Annotated in this window: 14 protein-coding genes; 8 read left to right on the forward strand and 6 right to left on the reverse strand. The window is 69.0% G+C overall.

Annotated elements, in window-relative coordinates:
• Window positions 1–60 precede the first annotated feature (60 nt).
• From FIV50_RS17595 to FIV50_RS02365, 4 genes are read left to right on the forward strand one after another with little or no spacing between them, the layout of a single operon-like run.
• On the forward strand, window positions 61–1,425 hold the full coding sequence (locus tag FIV50_RS17595; RefSeq protein ID WP_181164305.1) for a hypothetical protein: 1,365 nt from the start codon (window positions 61–63) through the stop codon (window positions 1,423–1,425).
• The gene (locus FIV50_RS02355; RefSeq protein WP_181164306.1) at window positions 1,422–2,666 is read left to right on the forward strand and encodes an FHA domain-containing protein; all 1,245 of its coding nucleotides are present in this window, start codon (window positions 1,422–1,424) and stop codon (window positions 2,664–2,666) included. The genes FIV50_RS17595 and FIV50_RS02355 overlap by 4 nt, the downstream gene beginning before the upstream one ends.
• Window positions 2,663–6,637 carry a type VII secretion protein EccCa gene (gene eccCa / locus FIV50_RS02360; protein WP_140036027.1) on the forward strand — a complete coding sequence of 1,325 codons (3,975 nt, stop codon included), beginning with the start codon at window positions 2,663–2,665 and terminating at the stop codon, window positions 6,635–6,637. The genes FIV50_RS02355 and eccCa overlap by 4 nt, the downstream gene beginning before the upstream one ends.
• 2 nt (window positions 6,638–6,639) lie before the next feature.
• The gene (locus FIV50_RS02365; protein WP_140036028.1) at window positions 6,640–7,392 is read left to right on the forward strand and encodes a hypothetical protein; all 753 of its coding nucleotides are present in this window, start codon (window positions 6,640–6,642) and stop codon (window positions 7,390–7,392) included.
• Window positions 7,393–7,431: 39 nt separating this feature from the next.
• Here the strand turns inward: FIV50_RS02365 and FIV50_RS02370 are convergent, their stop codons facing one another.
• A complete protein-coding gene (locus FIV50_RS02370; protein WP_052493032.1) occupies window positions 7,432–7,902 on the reverse strand; it encodes a recombinase family protein in 471 nt (156 codons plus the stop codon).
• Window positions 7,903–7,954: 52 nt separating this feature from the next.
• Entirely contained in the window at window positions 7,955–8,944 is a 990-nt protein-coding gene (locus tag FIV50_RS02375) for a malate dehydrogenase (RefSeq protein WP_140036029.1), read from the reverse strand.
• Window positions 8,945–8,995: 51 nt separating this feature from the next.
• Here FIV50_RS02375 and ypfJ point away from each other — a divergent pair, with 51 nt between their 5' ends.
• Together ypfJ and pip are read left to right on the forward strand one after the other, a co-directional pair.
• Entirely contained in the window at window positions 8,996–9,877 is an 882-nt protein-coding gene (ypfJ, locus tag FIV50_RS02380) for a KPN_02809 family neutral zinc metallopeptidase (RefSeq protein WP_140036030.1), read from the forward strand.
• 2 nt (window positions 9,878–9,879) lie between these two features.
• Window positions 9,880–10,842 carry a prolyl aminopeptidase gene (gene pip, locus FIV50_RS02385; RefSeq protein WP_140036031.1) on the forward strand — a complete coding sequence of 321 codons (963 nt, stop codon included), beginning with the start codon at window positions 9,880–9,882 and terminating at the stop codon, window positions 10,840–10,842.
• Between the two features lie 24 nt (window positions 10,843–10,866).
• Here the strand turns inward: pip and FIV50_RS02390 are convergent, their stop codons facing one another.
• Genes FIV50_RS02390 through FIV50_RS02400 form a run of 3 tightly spaced genes read right to left on the reverse strand, consistent with a single transcriptional unit; the run spans window position 10,867 to window position 14,349 of the window.
• Complete coding sequence (locus FIV50_RS02390; protein WP_140036032.1) at window positions 10,867–12,621, reverse strand: aldehyde dehydrogenase family protein; 1,755 nt, start codon at window positions 12,619–12,621, stop codon at window positions 10,867–10,869.
• Window positions 12,622–12,667: 46 nt separating this feature from the next.
• Window positions 12,668–14,047 (reverse strand): MFS transporter, encoded by a 1,380-nt coding sequence (locus FIV50_RS02395; protein WP_140036033.1) that lies wholly within the window; start codon window positions 14,045–14,047, stop codon window positions 12,668–12,670.
• A gap of 38 nt (window positions 14,048–14,085) precedes the next feature.
• Entirely contained in the window at window positions 14,086–14,349 is a 264-nt protein-coding gene (locus FIV50_RS02400) for a glutaredoxin domain-containing protein (protein WP_140036034.1), read from the reverse strand.
• A 98-nt stretch (window positions 14,350–14,447) separates the two neighbouring features.
• Between FIV50_RS02400 and FIV50_RS02405 the strand changes: the two genes are divergently transcribed.
• Entirely contained in the window at window positions 14,448–14,840 is a 393-nt protein-coding gene (locus FIV50_RS02405; protein ID WP_140036035.1) for an SIP domain-containing protein, read from the forward strand.
• A gap of 44 nt (window positions 14,841–14,884) precedes the next feature.
• Here FIV50_RS02405 and FIV50_RS02410 read toward each other — a convergent pair whose 3' ends face one another.
• Complete coding sequence (locus tag FIV50_RS02410; RefSeq protein WP_140036036.1) at window positions 14,885–15,343, reverse strand: adenylyltransferase/cytidyltransferase family protein; 459 nt, start codon at window positions 15,341–15,343, stop codon at window positions 14,885–14,887.
• A 120-nt stretch (window positions 15,344–15,463) separates the two neighbouring features.
• Between FIV50_RS02410 and FIV50_RS02415 the strand changes: the two genes are divergently transcribed.
• Window positions 15,464–16,684, forward strand: coding sequence for a glycosyltransferase (locus tag FIV50_RS02415; protein ID WP_140036037.1), 1,221 nt, complete (start codon window positions 15,464–15,466; stop codon window positions 16,682–16,684).
• Window positions 16,685–16,758 lie beyond the last annotated feature (74 nt).

Consider the following 16,758-nt stretch of genomic DNA (forward strand, 5'->3'; position numbering starts at 1 on the left):
CCGCGTGAGCGGAAGAGGGGGCGTGCGGCCGAGGCCGCACGCGGTCGATAGGGTGCAGGTGTGTCAGTCGATATCGTAGAGCGCCGCCGCATCGTGCTCCAGAGCGAGGATCGGCGCATCGATCTCTCGCTCCCGTTCGACGAGACCCTCGACGAAGCACTCATCCTCAGTGGACTCTCGACGGCCGATCGTTTCGTGACGATCGGTCCGGGCGGATTCGAGATCCCCGGTGACACCGAGTGCGAAGACCTCGTGGACGGAGGTCTCTACGCGCTCATCGACCGCACGGCGCTGGCGCCGCAGGCTCGTCCCGCGGTCGCGGGCACACGGCCGTCACGTGCAGACCACGGTGCCCGATGGTGGATGCTCGCGGTCAGCGGGCTGCTGCTCGTCGCGGTCTTCGCGCAGGGCGCAGGAGGTCCACTGCTCAGGCTCCTGATCGGTCTCTTCCTCGTGGTCGGTGCCGTGAGCGGAGCGGTGGCATGGTCGCGCCGGGATTCGGCGGCAGGCGTGCGCGGCATCCTCGGCGTCCTCGCTCCGGTGCTCCTGTCGTTCGCCGCGGGCGCTCTTCTGATCCCGGCTGAACTCGATGCGAGTGCGCACCTCTCCGCCGCCTCCGGTTTCCTCGCGGCCGGCATCACCACAGCGGTCATCGCCGTCTCGGCCCGAGCTCGTCCGATGCGGGCGGCCGCAGGGACCGCGACCGTGCTCCTCGTCGGCCTCGCGGCGGTCTGGGGCCTCGCGCTTCTGCTGCGCTGGGGTCCGGCCGAGGCCGCGGCCATCTCGCTGGGACTCGTCCCCCTCGGACTCCGCGCTCTGCCGAGCAGTCTGGTGAACCTCCCCGAGGGGTACTTCATCGACTACAAGCACTTCATGACCAGTCGCTGGACGGTCCGAGGGACCATTCCCGAATCCGTCGGGCTGCTGCGACCCGAGCGCATCATCGCCGTCGTCGACGATTCCTCGGCACGACTCATCGCCGGGACAGCGGTGCTCAGCATCGTCGCCGCGCTGATGACCCCCATCGCGTTCCTCCGTCCATGGCCGGACGATCCTTTCGTGATCTCCGGCGGTATCGCGCTTCTCGTCTGCGTGGGCCTCGCGCTGCTGCTGACGCCCCGACACACGACCTCGCGCATCCTCCGCTGGCTTCCCCGTGCGTCCGCCGCCGTCGTGTTCATGGTCGCCGGCCTGCAGGCAGCCGCTGCGCTGGGCGCTGGCTTCCAGGTGCTCGGGGCCCTCGCGCTGTTCGCCGTCGGTCTCACAGCGGTCGCCGTCATCATCCCCGTCTCGCGCGGAGCGAGCTCGCTCATCTGGTCGCGCTTCGGAGACGCCTTCGAATGGCTCGCCGTCGCGCTCGCCCTCCCCGCGGCGCTCCTCTACGCGAATGCGCTGTCTCTCGTTCGTGGAATGATGGCGGGATGAGCGGGAACGGCGAACCACAGCTCCGGCCGGGCGGTGGCACCATCCCACCCGTGCATCCGGGGCCCAGCCAGCCCGGGGAGATCCCTGCGCTGCCGCCGGCGTTGATCGCGGCTCCGCCCGGTGTCGACGGCGCTCCGCTCCGATCCGGATCCACGCCTCCCGCGCCCACGCCGATCGCCCAGACTCGGGCCAGAGCGAGACGCCCTTCTGACGGGCTCGGCCCTGCTTTCCTGGGCGTGCCCGCAGGGACGGCAGCGAGGATCGCCGCCTTCACTCTCGATGCCGCTGCAGTGATCCTCGCCGCGGCGATCGTCCTCATCACCACCCGCAGCATGCTCCTCGCAGGGCTCACGGTCGCCGAGCTCGCGATCTTCCTGTGCGTGCTCGAAGCGCGCACCGGTCTCACCATCGGCAACGCCGTGCTGCGTCTGCGAGCCTCTCGCGGCGACCGGCCCTTCTCGCCGGGCATCGGTCGCCAGTTCGTGCGCGCGATCATCACCGGCGCCGGTTTCCTGGTGGCGGTCGGCAGCTGGGTCGTCGTCGCGTCGAGCGCGTGGGATCGCGGCGGACGCCGTCAGTCCTGGGCGGATCGCGTCGCCGGCACCGTCGTGGTCTCGGTCCCGCCCCGTGCAGCTGCCGAAGCACAGCAGAAGGCCTCGGTCATCGAGGCCGCCGCCCCGTTGGCGCCGCCGCAGGTCGTGCCCCTCGGTGCACACCCGTCCGTCGTCGACGAGGACTCCGAGCCGACCGACGCCCGCGCGGCCTCGCACCGCACCGAGACTCCCGCACCCGCGGCACAGGGCGACGACAGGCCGCTCTTCACCGTCGCGCCGGCAGCAGCACAGCAGAGCGATGCCGCTGCCCCGGCATCCGAGTCCGGAGCGCTCCTCCTGATCTTCGACACCGGGCAGCGTGTCCAGCTCGGGCTGCCGCTCGCGGCGAACCTCGGACGCGCGCCGGTGGCCAGCGTGCACGACGACCGACTCGTGATCGTGACCGACCCCGACTCCTCGGTGTCGAAGACGCACCTGCGTCTCGAGCACTCACGCGGCCGCACCTGGGTCACCGACTTCGGATCCACCAACGGCTCCGACATCCGATCCGACGACGGGCAGACGACCGAGCTCGTCGCGGGCGAGCGCGTCCTGCTCGACGACGCCGATCGCGTCAGGATCGGCAACCGCAGCTTCACCATCAGCCTCCTGCTGGGCACCGACAGCAGCGCCGGAGAGAGAGCATGACAGGACCCCGTCTCGCGCCGCCCCGCGTCCCCTCCGGAAAGCTCCCCGTTCAAGCGCCGCCCGAGCTGCAGCCCAACGACGGCGGCATGGGAATCCTCGGATCCCTTCTGCCGATGCTGGGCAGCGTGGGTGCGATCGTCATGGTCACGATGTCGAACCAGTCGGTGACGGGTCTGCTCACCGGAGGCATGTTCCTGCTGTCGTCGCTCGGTTTCGTGGCGGTGAACGGCTGGCGTCAGCGATCGCAGCGACAGGCTGCGACCCTCGGCGCACGCCGCGAGTATCTCGCGTACCTGACCGAGCTGCGTCAGACCGTGCGGGTCGCAGCCCGGCAGCAGCGCCGCGCCGCGAACTGGCACCTTCCTGCACCTTCAGCTCTCCCGTACATCGCCGAAGAGCGCACCAGGGTCTGGGAGCGCGGCATGAACGACCCAGACTTCCTCTCGGTGCGCGTCGGAACGAGCGACCAGCCGCTGTGCGTCTCGCTCGAGGCGCCCGAGCTCCCTCCGCTCGCGCAGCTCGACCCGGTCGCCGCCTCGGCCGCGCATCGTTTCATGCTGACGCACGAGCTGCAGAAGAACCTTTCGCTCGGCATCACGCTGCGCGACTACGCCCGCGTCGAGATCACGGGAGACGAGACCGAGTCCCGCGGTCTCGCGCGCGCCATGCTGCTGCACCTCGCGACCATGCACGACCCCGACACGGTGCAGATCGTCATCGCCGCTGACGCGGCCGTTCTGCCGCAGTGGGAATGGGCCAAGTGGATGCCGCACACGCATTCGCGCACGGTCAGGGACGGCCTCGGTGCCGCCCGCATGATCGGCTCGCAGCTGTCCGAGCTCGAGGACATGCTCCCCGCCGAGGTCCGTGAGCGGCCGCGCTTCGCCCGTGACGGGTCCGGCCCCAAGGTGCCGCACATCGTGATCCTGACGGATGGTGTCACCACCTCGTTCAACGACGTGCTCGTGAGCGGTGGCGGCGTGCAGGGGGTGACCGTGATCGACCTTCCCTCCCGGTGGGGCGATCTCGAGGACCCGAACGCCCTGCGCATCGCGTTCGAACCAGGCGGCAAGGGCAGCCGAGCCGAACTCGTCAGTCTGCAGGTGTCCGCGCGCCCGTTCGAGGCCGACGCGATCAGCATCGTCGAGGCCGAGGCGACCGCTCGCCGGCTCATCGCCCTCTACTCGGGCGGCACGACGATCACGAAGAAGAAGAGCTCGACCGATCAGGCTGAGCTCGTCGAGCTGCTCGGCCTTCCCGACGTCCGTGACCTCGATCTCGACGCGGCCTGGTCGCCTCGACTCGAGCGGGACCGACTGCGGGTGCCCATCGGGCAGACGGAAGACGGCAGCCCGCTGATCCTCGACATCAAAGAGTCGGCTCAGCAGGGCATGGGCCCGCACGGACTCATCATCGGTGCGACCGGTTCGGGAAAGTCGGAGGTGCTCCGCACGCTCGTGCTCGCGCTCGCGATGACGCACTCGCCCGAGCAGCTCAACTTCGTGCTCGTCGACTTCAAGGGTGGAGCCACCTTCGCAGGCATGGCTGACATGCCGCACGTGTCGGCGATCATCACGAACCTCGGCGAGGAGATCTCGCTCGTCGACCGCATGCAGGATGCTCTGCAGGGCGAGATGGTGCGCCGTCAGGAGCTGCTCCGGGCGACCGGACCGTTCGCCAACGTCGCCGACTATGAGAAGGCCCGCCGTGGCGGTCGCACCGACCTCGCTCCGCTTCCCGCTCTCCTCATCGTCGCCGACGAGTTCTCCGAGCTTCTGTCAGCCAAGCCCGAGTTCGTCGACACCTTCGTGAACATCGGCCGACTCGGCCGTTCGCTGCAGGTGCATCTGCTGCTCTCGTCGCAGCGCCTCGAAGAGGGCAAGCTCCGCGGCCTCGACACGCACCTGTCATATCGGATCGGCCTGCGCACCTTCTCGGCCGCCGAATCCCGCACCGTCCTCGGAGTCCCCGACGCCTACCACCTGCCCACGCAGCCCGGCGCCGGAATCCTGAAGTCCGACACCGAGACCATGACGCAGTTCCGTGCCGCCTACGTGTCAGGACCCCCGCCCCGCCGTCGGCGCCGTGCGGCATCCGGTTCTGCGCAGAGCACCGGATCGACAGCCGTCGAGCTCTTCACCGCCGCGCCGGTGTGGCGGGCCGAGACGACGGTCGAGGAGCCCGAGGTCATCGTCGACGCCGAGCCAGAAGAGAAGCGCAACACGTTCGAGATCGCCGTCGAGATGATGAGCGGACGAGGGCAGGCGGCCCACCAGGTGTGGCTGCCGCCGCTCGAGACCCCCGCCACCCTCGATCAGCTGTTCGGCGATCTCGTCGAAGACCCGGCCCTCGGACTCATCTCCCCGCGGTGGAGGAGTGCGGGCGCGCTCACCGTGCCGCTCGGAATCGTCGACGTGCCGCTCGAGCAGCGCCGCGAGAATCTCGCCATCTCGCTCGGAGGCGCGGCCGGTCACATGGCGATCGTCGGCGCGCCGCTCAGCGGCAAGAGCACCCTCGCCCGCACCGCGCTGGTCGCCCTCGCCCTCACGCACACACCGCAGGAGGTGCAGTTCTTCGTCATCGACTTCGGCGGTGGCAGTTTCACCGGCCTGCAGCGGTTCACGCACATCAGCGGCGTGGCCACGCGCTCGGAGCCCGACATCGTGCGCCGCACGGTCGCCGAGGTCACGAGCCTGCTCAACGCGCGCGAGGTGTACTTCCGTCAGAACGGCATCGACTCGATCGACACCTACCGGCAGCGTCGCGCGCAGGGGCTCGCGGATGACGGGTACGGCGACATCTTCCTCATGGTCGACGGCTGGGGAACCCTGCGCGCGGAGTTCGAGATGCTCGAACCGCAGATCCAGGCCATCGCCGCGCGCGGACTCACCTACGGCGTGCACATCATCATCACGGCGTCGCGCTGGATGGAGGTCCGCGCCAACATCAAGGACCTCATCGGCACCCGCATCGAGCTGCGTCTCGGCGACCCGACGGACTCCGAGGTCAACCGCAAGGCCGCCGAGAACGTCACGGCGATCCCCGGTCGCGGTCTCAACGAGAACGGCCTGCAGATGCTCACGGCGCTGCCGCGCATCGACGGCGTCGACGACGCATCCTCGCTCGCCGGCGGCATCGACGATCTCGTCACCCGCGTGGCATCCGCGTGGCACGGCCCCGCTGGGCCCAAGCTGCGTCTGCTACCCTCGCGCATCAGCCACGCCGACCTCCGGGCAGTGGCCGCTGCTGCGTCGGCGGACGGCTCGGAGCCGCGTGAGATCCTGCTCGGCATCGACGAGGCGAACCTCGCGCCGTTCTCGATCGACCCGCTCGATGAGCCGCTGCTCTATCTCTACGGCGACGCCGACTCGGGCAAGTCGTCGATGCTCCGTGGTGTCGTGCACGAGATCACGCGCCTCTACGGTCCGACCGAGGCGAAGATCTTCGTCGTCGACTACCGCCGCGCGCTGCTCGGCGAAATCCCGCAGGAGTACCTCGGCGCCTACCTCACCTCGCACGAGATGACCGAGGGCGGGATGAGCGAGCTCGCGCAGTTCTTCCAGAGCCGCATTCCCGGTCCCGATGTCACACCCGACCAGCTGCGCTCTCGGTCGTGGTGGAAGGGTGCAGAGGGCTTCGTGCTGATCGACGACTACGACCTCGTGTCGACGTCGCAGGGCAACCCCGTCGCGGTGCTCGCCCCGCTGCTCGCGCAGGCGGCAGACCTCGGCCTTCACGTGATCCTCACGCGTCGCACCGGTGGAGCGAGCCGTGCCGCCTACGATCCGATCATCCAGCGCATGACCGACCTGGGCGCCACCGGCATCCTGCTCTCGGGAAACCCCGAGGAGGGGCAGCTGATCGGCAAGGTCAAGGCGGCCCCGGCCATCCCCGGCCGTGCTCAGATCGTCAGCCGCGACCGCGGGCTGGTCGCCGCCCAGCTGCTGTGGGTGCCGCCGAGCTATCAGTGATCGTGAGCGAGACGACCACGGTCGAGACGGTCTGGGTTCCCGGCCACGCCGGATGGCCGGGCCAGCAGCGTTCGACGACCGGGCTGACCGTGCTGGGTGTCGTGATCGCCACCGCGATCCTGTTCTATGCGGCGACGCTGGTGGCCGACCCCGCCCCGGCCATGAAGGTTCTCGGAGCGGGAGTCGTCACGACCGTCGGTGTCGCGGTCTGGCTGCTGACGACCCACCTCAGGGTCTCGCGCGTGACGGTCGTCCGCCCGGTCGTCGACGGACCGAGCATCGTGTTCGGTGGCGTTGCGCAAGCCGTCTGGCCGTTGCGCGCTCTCGTCCTGGCGGGGATGCTGCTCCTCGCCGGGTGGACATGGTCCGTCTTCACCGTTCCTGCGGAGCGGATGACGATGCTCACGTTGTTGGGAATCCCCGTCATCGGGCTCGCCGTGGTTGTCGCCGGCGCACGAGCCTGGTTCACTCCGCCCTCTCGTCATCGACTGACGCTGCGCCCTGACGGCCTCGAGCTGCGAATCCCGCGCAACGACGTGAGAGCGACCTGGGACGAGTTCTCAGACGCATCGCTGGACGGTGACCGTGTCGTCATCCGGACGACGACGACACGTCCGTCATCATGGGCGACCCGCGATCTCGCGAGTGATCCGGTTATCCTCGCCGAGCTCGCGTCGTTCTACGCGCATCATCCCGAGGCGCGAGCCGAGATAGGCGCTGCGACCCTCGCGCGTCTGAGGTCCGGAGACTTCTGAGAGGCCGGGGTAGCGAAACGCCCGAGCCTGAATCGGACGTCAACGGGTCGCGTCGGCGAGGTGACGTGCGTCGTGGCTCAGCACCTTGACGATGATGCCGTGGCGACGCAGCTCCTTGGCTGTGCGTGCACCCTCTTCAGCGTCGCGGCCCAGAGCGTTGATGTTCGCCACGACGAGCACGTCTCCGGTCTTCAGCGTGCCGATGAGGCGCGACAGTCGATCGCTCCAGCTCTCGAGGATGTCGGGGGCGGGATGACGGAAACCCTCGATCGGCACCCCGAACCGGGTGAGGTCGTCTCGCTGCTCGACCACCGAGGGCATGCCCTCGCGCGAGACCACGAGTCCGACCAGGCGTGACCCGTCGGGGCGTGCGAGCCAGAAGTCGCGGTTCTGCTGCAGTTCGGTGAAGCACTTGGGGCACTCCGCGGCCGCGTGCGGCAGATGCAGCGGACTCGTCAGGGCCTCGTCGACGGATGCCGTCGCCTTCATGGGATCGATCGTCTCGCTCATCGCGCACCTCCGGCATCCATTCTGCCCTGATCGGAGCCTGCGCGGTGACCTTTCAGAGCATCCCGAGTGCCCGAACCGCTTCTCGTTCCTCGACGAGCTCGGCCACCGAGGCGTCGATGCGCGCACGCGCCCAGTCGCTGATCTCGAGCCCCTCGACGATCTGCCACTCTCCGTCGACCGAACGCACCGGGAACGACGAGATCAGACCGGCCGGAACGCCGTACTCGCCGTGCGAGACCACTCCGGCCGAGGTCCAGTCGTCGGTGCCGTGCACCCAGTCGCGCACGTGCTCGATCGTGGCGTTCGCGGCGGACGCCACGGAAGACGAGCCGCGCACCTGGATGATCTCCGCCCCACGCTTCGCGACCCGAGGGATGAAGGTCTCGTCGAGCCACGCGGGCACATCGCCGACGATGGCCTCGAGGGCACTCGCGACCGGCTTGCCGCCCACGGTCGCATGCGAGACGTCGGGGAACTGCGTCGCCGAGTGGTTGCCCCAGATGGGCACACGGCGAATCGTGTCGACCGGCACCGCGAGTGTCTGCGCGAGCTGCGCCTTGGCGCGATTCTCGTCGAGTCGGGTGAGCGCGGTGAATCGTTCGGCGGGGATGCCTTCGGCCGAGGCCGCGGCGATCAGAGCGTTCGTGTTCGCCGGGTTGCCCACCACGGTCACCCGAACCCCGGGCGACGCGTTCGCGGCGATCGCCGCGCCCTGCGGGCCGAAGATGCCGGCGTTGGCCGCGAGCAGGTCTCCGCGTTCCATCCCGGGACCGCGCGGACGAGCGCCGACGAGCAGCGCGAGGTCGCACCCGTCGAAGCCCACGGCGGGGTCGTCGGTCACCTCGACGTGCTCGAGCAGGCCGAACGCGCCGTCCTGCAGCTCGAGGGCCGCTCCCTCGGCGGCGCCCAGCCCCTGCGGGATCTCCAGCAGTCGCAGCCGCACCTTCTCTTCGGGGCCGAGCAGGTCTCCGGCGGCGATGCGGAAGAGCAGTGCGTATCCGATCTGTCCGCCTGCACCCGTGAGCGTGATCGTGGTCGTCATGACTCGAGCCTACGACCGTGAAGGGGCCGCCGTGCAGAGTACCCTCGTGGCATGACCTTCAACCCTGACGCGGATGTCTCCGGCAACACCGCCCGCCGACGCGGACGCGGCGCCGTCGTCGCCGGAGCGGGCGGTGTGGGCCTGCTCGGCATCATCGCCCTGATCGCCGGACCGCTGCTGGGCATCGACCTGACGGGCCTGTTGGGCGGCGGCGCGACCGGCGGCGGGTCGGAGCCGTCCGAGGGAAGCGTGATCGAGAACTGCCTGACCGGCGAGGACGCCAACGAGAACGTCGACTGCCGGGTGGCAGCCTCGCAGCTCGCGCTCGACGGCTACTGGGAGGACCACGTCAAGGGGTACCGCCCGCCGCAGCTCATCATCGTCGACGGCGCCACCTCGACCTCGTGCGGTACCGCGTCGAACGCCGTCGGTCCGTTCTACTGCCCGCCCGATGAGACGGTCTTCATCGACCCCACGTTCTTCGACCTCATGCAGCAGCAGTTCGGTGCGTCTGCCGGCGACCTCGCGCAGCTCTACATCGTGGGCCACGAGTGGGGACACCACATTCAGTACATCACCGGGGTGATGGATCAGTACCCGAACAACGGCACGGGGCCCGACAGCAACGGCGTGCGCATCGAGCTGCAGGCCGACTGCTATGCGGGCGCCTGGATCGGGCAGATGACCCAGGAGAAGGACCCGGACGGTGTCCCTTACCTGTTGGAGCCGACCGAGGCGGAGATCACCGACGCGCTGAACGCCGCGAACACGGTCGGCGACGACAACATCCAGGAGCAGTCGTCCGGTTCGGTCAATCCCGAGAGCTTCACGCACGGCACCAGCGAGCAGCGCAAGTTCTGGTTCGCGAACGGATACCAGAACGGTCTCGATGTGTGCGCCGACCCCCTCACGGCAGCACCCGGAGAACTGTGACCATGAACCTCGACGCGCTGTATCCGTCCATCGAACCGCATGAGACCGGCGAGCTGCTCGTCGGCGACGGGCATCGCGTCTATTGGGAGGTCAGCGGCAACCCCGCGGGCAAGCCCGTGGTGTTCCTGCACGGCGGTCCGGGGAGCGGCACGTCCCCCTGGCAGCGCCGGTTCTTCGATCCGGATGCCTATCGGATCGTGCTGCTCGACCAGCGCGGCTGCGGGCGTAGCACCCCGCACGCGAGCGCACCCGATGCCGACCTCCGCTTCGTCACCACCGCGCACCTGATCGCCGACATCGAGCTGCTCCGACGCAACCTCGGCATCGAGCGGTGGCAGGTGTTCGGCGGATCCTGGGGCAGCGCGCTCGCGCTCGCCTACGCGCAGGCGCATCCGGATGCCGTCAGCGAACTGATCCTGCGGGGCATCTTCACGCTCCGCCGCGCAGAGCTGGAGTGGTTCTACGAGGGCGGCGCCGCCGCCCTGTTCCCCGACCTCTGGGAGGAGTTCATCGCTCCCATCCCGGTGCTCGAGCGCTCGCACATGATCGAGGCCTATCACCGGCGTCTGTTCGATCCCGACCCGGCCGTGCACGAACCGGCGGCAGTCGCCTGGTCGCGGTGGGAGGCCTCGACTGTCACCTTGCGGCCGGATGCCGCGCAGATCGAGGCGATGTCCGACTCGCACACGGCAACCGCCTTCGCCCGCATCGAGAACCACTTCTTCGTGAATCGTGGATGGTGGACCGAGGGGCAGCTGATCGCCGGTGTCGACGGCATCCGTCACATCCCGACCGTCATCGTGCAGGGGCGCCACGATGTGTGCACGCCGATGATGACCGCGTGGGACCTTCATACCGCCTGGCCCGAGGCCGAGTTCGTCGTCGTCGACGATGCCGGACACTCGGCGACCGAGCCCGGCATCCAGCGAGCACTGCGAGCCGCGACCGACCGCTTCGCCGGCTGATCCCGCCCGGCGGCCGAGCGCACCTCAGGCGCGCAGCGCAGCGGTCAGAGTCTTCAACAGCCCGATCGTGCCGCCGTTCGCACGGAATCGCGTGAGGCCCTCGCTCACCGCCGCACCCGTCCGCGAGGAGACGAACCACGGCGGCTTGGGCAGGATGCTGAAGCGCCCGCCGCCGTTGACGATCGGAAGCGACCGCGGGAACGGCCGGAAGGGCCCACGGATCACCGAGCGCTCGACGCGATCGAGCAGGAGCGCGTTGTGGACGATGCCGATGCCGCTGCCGACGTCGGCGATCGTGCTGCCGGGGAACCCTCCCCAGGTCATGGTCGGGGTGATGAAGCCGAAGGCGGTCCAGCCGTTGATCGCGATCGAGCCGTAGCGAAGGGCCGCGATCGAGCGGTCGAAACCCGCGCCGAGCATCTTCTCGGTCGACGGGTCGATCAGCAGGTTCGCGCCGAGCGTGCCCTGCAGCCGCTCGTTCGCGTAGGCCACGGCCCCATCGAGGAACTCCTGACCGGTGCCGGGCACCGAGACGACGCCCAGCACTGGAGCGAAGTACTCCGTGCTCTGCAGAGCCGTCGCGTCATCGTTCTCAGAGATCTCGACCAGGAGGCGATCGCCGAGCACGAGGGCGTCGGGGTACGCGTCGGTCGCGAGGTGCATCCGCGAGGGGGCGCCGGGGTACCAGATCGGCCGTTCCGGAGCGTTCGCGTAGGCGCGGCGCAGAGCGGCTCGGAAGTCGTCGGCCTGAGCCCAGTCCGACGACAAGATCACGACCTGCCCGGCGATGCAGTTGTGCCCGCTGTTCTGCAGGCGCATGGTCGCGACGTGCTCGGCCTGATAGGTGAGATCGGCCTCTGTCCATTCGCCGGGAACGACGATGATGGGCGACACACCACCGAGCTCGGCCGTGATGGGCTTCTTCAGCAGCGGGCGATTCTCACGGCGTCGACGTGTTGCCGCCGCTCCCGTGCCCCACACGATGGCGTTGAAGGTCGCGTCCGATCCCGTGACGTGCACGTGTGCGAGGTCGGGGTGGCCGGTCAGGTAGGCGCCGACCTCGGGTCCGCCGCGGGTGATGCGCAGCAGCCCAGGGCCGATCAGGGGCGCGAGCGCCCGCTTGTAGATCGGCACGAGCGCATCCTGCGTCGGATTGACCTTGAGCAGTGCCGTGCGGTTGTGTGCGAGCAGCTCGTAGAAGACGTCGAGCACGGGGATCGAGGTGATGTTGCCGGCGCCGAGCACGAGGCCCACGCCCCCTGAGCCCGACGGAGTGCGCTGTGCGAGCCCGGCTGCGGCGCGCGCGCCGTTCGGAGTGACGCCGGGTTCGAGCCAGACCTCGCCCGTGTAACCCGAGAGCAGGAACCGGTCGATGCCGGTGAGGGGGAAGGCGTGCACGCGAGTGCGTCCCCCGGGAGCCCGGTCGATCGTGATGCCGTCGAGCGGGTTGGTGCCGTTCGCGAGGCGCGAGAGCGTCGCGATGTAGGCGTCCAGGGCGCCGAGCACGCTGTAGGGTCCGCTGAGCCATTCCTCTCCGCGCAGAGGATGCCGGCCGTCGAGGCCCTTCGACGCGGCTGCTGTGTTCGCCCAGTCCTCGGCGGCGGCGGCGACGCTCGAGCGCACGGCTCGCAGGAGGGTGACCCGCTGGGCGAGCGTCAGGGAAGACCAGGTGCTCGCACCGGCCTGCAGATCGTGGATCGCGGTGTCGAGCCGATCGCGCTCGGCCTCGCCGGGCTCCGGGGTCGTCGTCGAAGCGGCGGGCGTTGTCGCAGAAGTCATCGGCGTCTCCTTCGGGCGGGCTCCCAGCTTATGCGGCGCACTCCGGTCAGGCGTCGATGTCGGCGCGGCGCAGGCGGTAGCGGCGCAGCGTGAGCAGGCTGGCCGCCATCAGCAGGGCGGGAAGGATGCTGAACGCGAGCACGATGCCCGTGATCGCGGCATCCGGCTGCTGCGCGGTCGCGCCCGCGACGCTCGAGACGTATCCCGTCGCGGCGAGCGTGAGGGAGACCGCGCTCGCTCCGAGCGCGAACCCGACGGTCTCGCCCGCCGTCCACACGCCCGTGAAGGTGCCTGCCCTGCCTCTTCCATTGCGGCGCTCGTCGTGCGAGATCACATCGGGCAGCATCGCCATGGGCAGCGACTGCAGTCCGGCGTAGGCGATGCCAGCCACGGCGATCGAGCCGTACATCCAGGTCCCGGGCGTCCAGACCGCGAGAACGAGCGATGAGGCGGCGATCAGGAAGATGATGCTGGCGAGGGTGAATGCCCGCTCCTTGCCCAGGCGTCGCGCGACGAGTGTCCAGCCCGGCGTCGCGAGCAGGGCAGGCCCGACGAGCGCCAGGAACACGAGCGTCACGGCGTCTTCCGAGCGCAGTACCCAGGTGGCGACGTACTGCGCGCCGGCGAGCATCGTCCCGGTCGCGAGCGCCTGCAGCAGGAATGTGCCGAGGAGAGCGCGGAACGGCTGACTGTCCCGGAGAGTGCGCACGCCGGCGGCGTACTGCTCCCGGAGTCCCGTCGGAGCGACCGCCGTCGGGCGTTCGTCCGCGTCCATGTGGCGGGCGGCGGCATCCGCTGTCCGCGATGCGATCAGCATGCCGACGCCGATGACCACGCCCGCGACCGCGCCCATCAGCAGGTACCCGGTGACAGGGTCGGCGCTGGCGCCCCTCAGCTCGGGGCCGCCGGCGCCGAAGAGCAGGATGGACGCGGTGAGCACCACGACACGCCACCCGAGCAGCCGGGTGCGCTCGTCGTAGCCCGAGGTCAGTTCGGCGGGCAGCGCGACATACGGCACCTGGAAGAGACTGAAGGATGTCGCCGAGGCAAGGAACGCGAGGAGCACACAGACGGCGCCGGCGGTGGGCCCCCAGGACGGCGGCACCGCGAAGGTGAGCGCGAAGAAGACCGGAAGGGTGAGGGCGCCGACGACCATGAATCCCCGACGCGACCCCGTCCGCGCGTACTGACGGTCCGACGCGGCGCCGATCAGAGGGTCGATGACGACGTCCCAGATCTTCGCGCCGGTGACGATGAAACCGGCGGTGAGCGCGGCGACACCGAGGTTGTCGGTGAGGAAGTACGTCAGCACCAGCCCGGGGAGCGTCGCGTACCCGCCTGTGCCGAGCGAGCCGATCGCGTAGAGGGCGACCGTGCGGGCGGACAGGCGGACGGATGCTCGTTCGGGCCGAGCCGCGGTGCTCATCGCGCCAGTGTATCGGTGCGCGAAGAGCCCGCTTCAGGTCAGATGAGCGAGAGCTCGCGGAGCTTCGACTCGACGTCTGCGTTCGACGGCTCGACGTGGTGCGAGGAGTCGGGGTAGACCACGACGGGGATGTTCATGCGGCCCGAGATGTCCTTCGCGATGTCGGCCGCAGACGGGTCGGCGACGAGGTCGACGTAGGTGTACTCCACGCCGAGCGAGTCGAGCTGCTTCTTGGTGCGGATGCAGTCGCGGCACCAGTCGGCGCCGAACATCGTGATCGCGGAGTCTGCAGGAGAAGTCATGTATCCAGCGTAGAGCCGCGTGGCTGGACGGGCGCCGAGATGAAGATGCCGACAATCGATCGTTGCTTACTAAGGGTAGCCTTACCTATAGTTGGAGCATGAACAGCGCGTGCGAGCATCTCGAAGACCCCGACTGGGAGAACATCGAGGGGGTCGTGCTCATCGCCGGCGATTCGACCGATGCCGGAGCCATCGCCGCGATCGCCGCGCGGCTGCCCTGGGACGCAGAGGGGGTCATCCTTCTCGAGGCTGCCGCGCGCATCCAGTTCCGCCACATCGACGTGCCCGAAGGGGTATCCGTGCGCTGGCTCCTGCGCGGCGACGGCATCCGTCAGCACGCGAAGGGCGAGCGCCTCGCGAATGCCGTGCACTCCTGGTGCGTCGAGTGGACGTGCGCGGAGCCCGCGCTGCAGTGGACGGTCTGGCTCGGCGCTCATACACCGCCGCACGTGGCGAGGATGGCGCGCAGCCTGCTCGGCGTCACCAACTGAGTCTGCGAGTCCGATGTTCGCCGACTCGGTGTCCGCGGGCGGGTTCAGCGGGTCGCGAGCGCCGGAGCGCCGACGGTGGCACCGGCGCTGATCGCATCGAGCGCGCGGCGAAGCGACGAGCTCGACGTGTGCGCCGTGTACGGGAAGTACACGACCTCGACGCCCACCTCCGCGAACTCCCGCTCGAGCCGCAGACCCTTGTCGGTGCCGCGCCAGTCGTCGCCCTTGAAGAAGTGCGTGAACTGCACGTCTCGCCACGAGTCCATCTTCGACGGACTGGTCTCGACGTACACATCGTCGACGAACGAGATGTGACGGACGATCTCCGCCCGCTCGGCGGTCGGGATGACGGGCTCGATGCCCTTCACCTGTCGCAGCATCTCATCGCTGACGACACCGGCGACGAGAATGTCGCAGTGCTGCTTGGCGTGACGAAGAAGGTTGAGATGCCCGACGTGAAACAGGTCGAAAGCACCCACGGCATAGCCGATGCGCGTCCCCATGATCTCCCCAGATCAGTAATTCCCCAGAAGGCGGATCCCCATCCGCCCAGCGACTCCCACAGCCGCATCCCGTCACTCTAGCAGGTCGCCGTTTCCCCCTGCATAGGAACACATGGAACTATGGAGTCCGCAGTGCTGTCGGCACAGGGGAGGGGGCGCACAGTGGGGACATCGGTCACCGTCATCGTGCCGACCTTCAACGAGCGCGAGAACGTCGCTGAGCTCGTGGCCCGCACCGCCGTCGCGCTCGCCGCCTACGACGCGGAGATCCTCTTCGTCGACGACAGCACCGACAGCACGGCCGCCGAGGTCGAGCGCGTCGCCGCCGACGCCCCGCTGCCGGTCAGGGTCATCCACCGCACCGACAACACCGGCGGACTCGGGGGAGCCGTCGTCGTCGGGCTCGAGGCCGCGCACTCCGATCTCTGCATCGTCATGGACGGCGACCTGCAGCATCCGCCCGAACTGCTTCCCGCTCTACTGCTGCGCCATGACGACGGCGATGCCGATGTCGTCGCCGCGTCGCGCTACATCGGCGGTGGCGACACGAGCGGTCTCGGCACTGCCGTGCGGTTCGGGGTATCCCGGTCGGCCACCTGGCTGACCCGATCGATGTTCCCGATCCGCCTCGCCCGCAGCACCGATCCGATGACCGGCTTCTTCCTGGTCGATCGCACGCGCCTGGACCTCTCCTCTCTCAAGCCGCAGGGCTTCAAGATCCTCCTCGAGATCCTCGCCCGCACCGATCTGCGCATCGCCGAGGTGCCGATGGAGTTCGGCGAGCGACGCCACGGAACCTCCAAGGCGAGCCTGCGTCAGGGGGCGACCTTCGTCGCGCACCTCGCCAGACTGCGATTCGGCAAGATGTCGCTGTTCGCGATGATCGGTGTGATCGGAGCGGTCGCCAACCTCGGCATCATGTGGCTGCTGACGCTGGCCGGCGTTCCCTATATCTGGGCGGCGATCATCGGCGCCGAGGTCACCATCATCGGCAACTTCATCCTGCAGGAGCGATTCGTCTTCGCGGATATGCGAACGGATGCGCGCGGGCTGGGCGGTCGCTTCGCGGCGTCGTTCACGTTCAACAACGTCGAGGCCGCGCTGCGGATCCCGGTGATGGCGCTGATGGTCGAGACATGGCATATATCGAGTGTGCTCGCGACCGGGCTGTCGCTCATCGTCGCCTTCTTCGCGCGCTTCCTCTTCCACTCTCTCGTCGTATATGCGCCGAAACGGCACGCGAAGGTGGATGCGACGACGGGCGAACCGAAGCCCGACACCGCGACCCTGCGCATCATCCGGGCGATCGATGCCGAGGCGATGAAGCCCGGCGAGCTCTGAGCTTCGCGGAGAATTCCGTAGATAACGATGATGTATCGTTCTCCCTGGGGGAGGGATCCGAGCTCCGTCGGTTC

This window comes from Microbacterium foliorum, assembly GCF_006385575.1.
In the GTDB taxonomy this organism is placed as follows: Bacteria; Actinomycetota; Actinomycetes; order Actinomycetales; family Microbacteriaceae; genus Microbacterium; species Microbacterium foliorum_B.

What these genes read in the sequence shown, in the direction of transcription:
- FIV50_RS02400 (WP_140036034.1), bottom strand. Translation starts at nt 14,349, where the DNA reads ATGACTTCTCCTGCAGACTCCGCGATCACGATGTTCGGCGCCGACTGG.
- FIV50_RS02410 (WP_140036036.1), bottom strand. Translation starts at nt 15,343, where the DNA reads ATGGGGACGCGCATCGGCTATGCCGTGGGTGCTTTCGACCTGTTTCAC.
- FIV50_RS02390 (WP_140036032.1), bottom strand. Translation starts at nt 12,621, where the DNA reads ATGACTTCTGCGACAACGCCCGCCGCTTCGACGACGACCCCGGAGCCC.
- ypfJ (WP_140036030.1), top strand. Translation starts at nt 8,996, where the DNA reads ATGACCTTCAACCCTGACGCGGATGTCTCCGGCAACACCGCCCGCCGA.
- FIV50_RS02355 (WP_181164306.1), top strand. Translation starts at nt 1,422, where the DNA reads ATGAGCGGGAACGGCGAACCACAGCTCCGGCCGGGCGGTGGCACCATC.
- FIV50_RS02375 (WP_140036029.1), bottom strand. Translation starts at nt 8,944, where the DNA reads ATGACGACCACGATCACGCTCACGGGTGCAGGCGGACAGATCGGATAC.
- pip (WP_140036031.1), top strand. Translation starts at nt 9,880, where the DNA reads ATGAACCTCGACGCGCTGTATCCGTCCATCGAACCGCATGAGACCGGC.
- FIV50_RS02395 (WP_140036033.1), bottom strand. Translation starts at nt 14,047, where the DNA reads ATGAGCACCGCGGCTCGGCCCGAACGAGCATCCGTCCGCCTGTCCGCC.
- eccCa (WP_140036027.1), top strand. Translation starts at nt 2,663, where the DNA reads ATGACAGGACCCCGTCTCGCGCCGCCCCGCGTCCCCTCCGGAAAGCTC.
- FIV50_RS02415 (WP_140036037.1), top strand. Translation starts at nt 15,464, where the DNA reads ATGGAGTCCGCAGTGCTGTCGGCACAGGGGAGGGGGCGCACAGTGGGG.
- FIV50_RS02370 (WP_052493032.1), bottom strand. Translation starts at nt 7,902, where the DNA reads ATGAGCGAGACGATCGATCCCATGAAGGCGACGGCATCCGTCGACGAG.
- FIV50_RS02405 (WP_140036035.1), top strand. Translation starts at nt 14,448, where the DNA reads ATGAACAGCGCGTGCGAGCATCTCGAAGACCCCGACTGGGAGAACATC.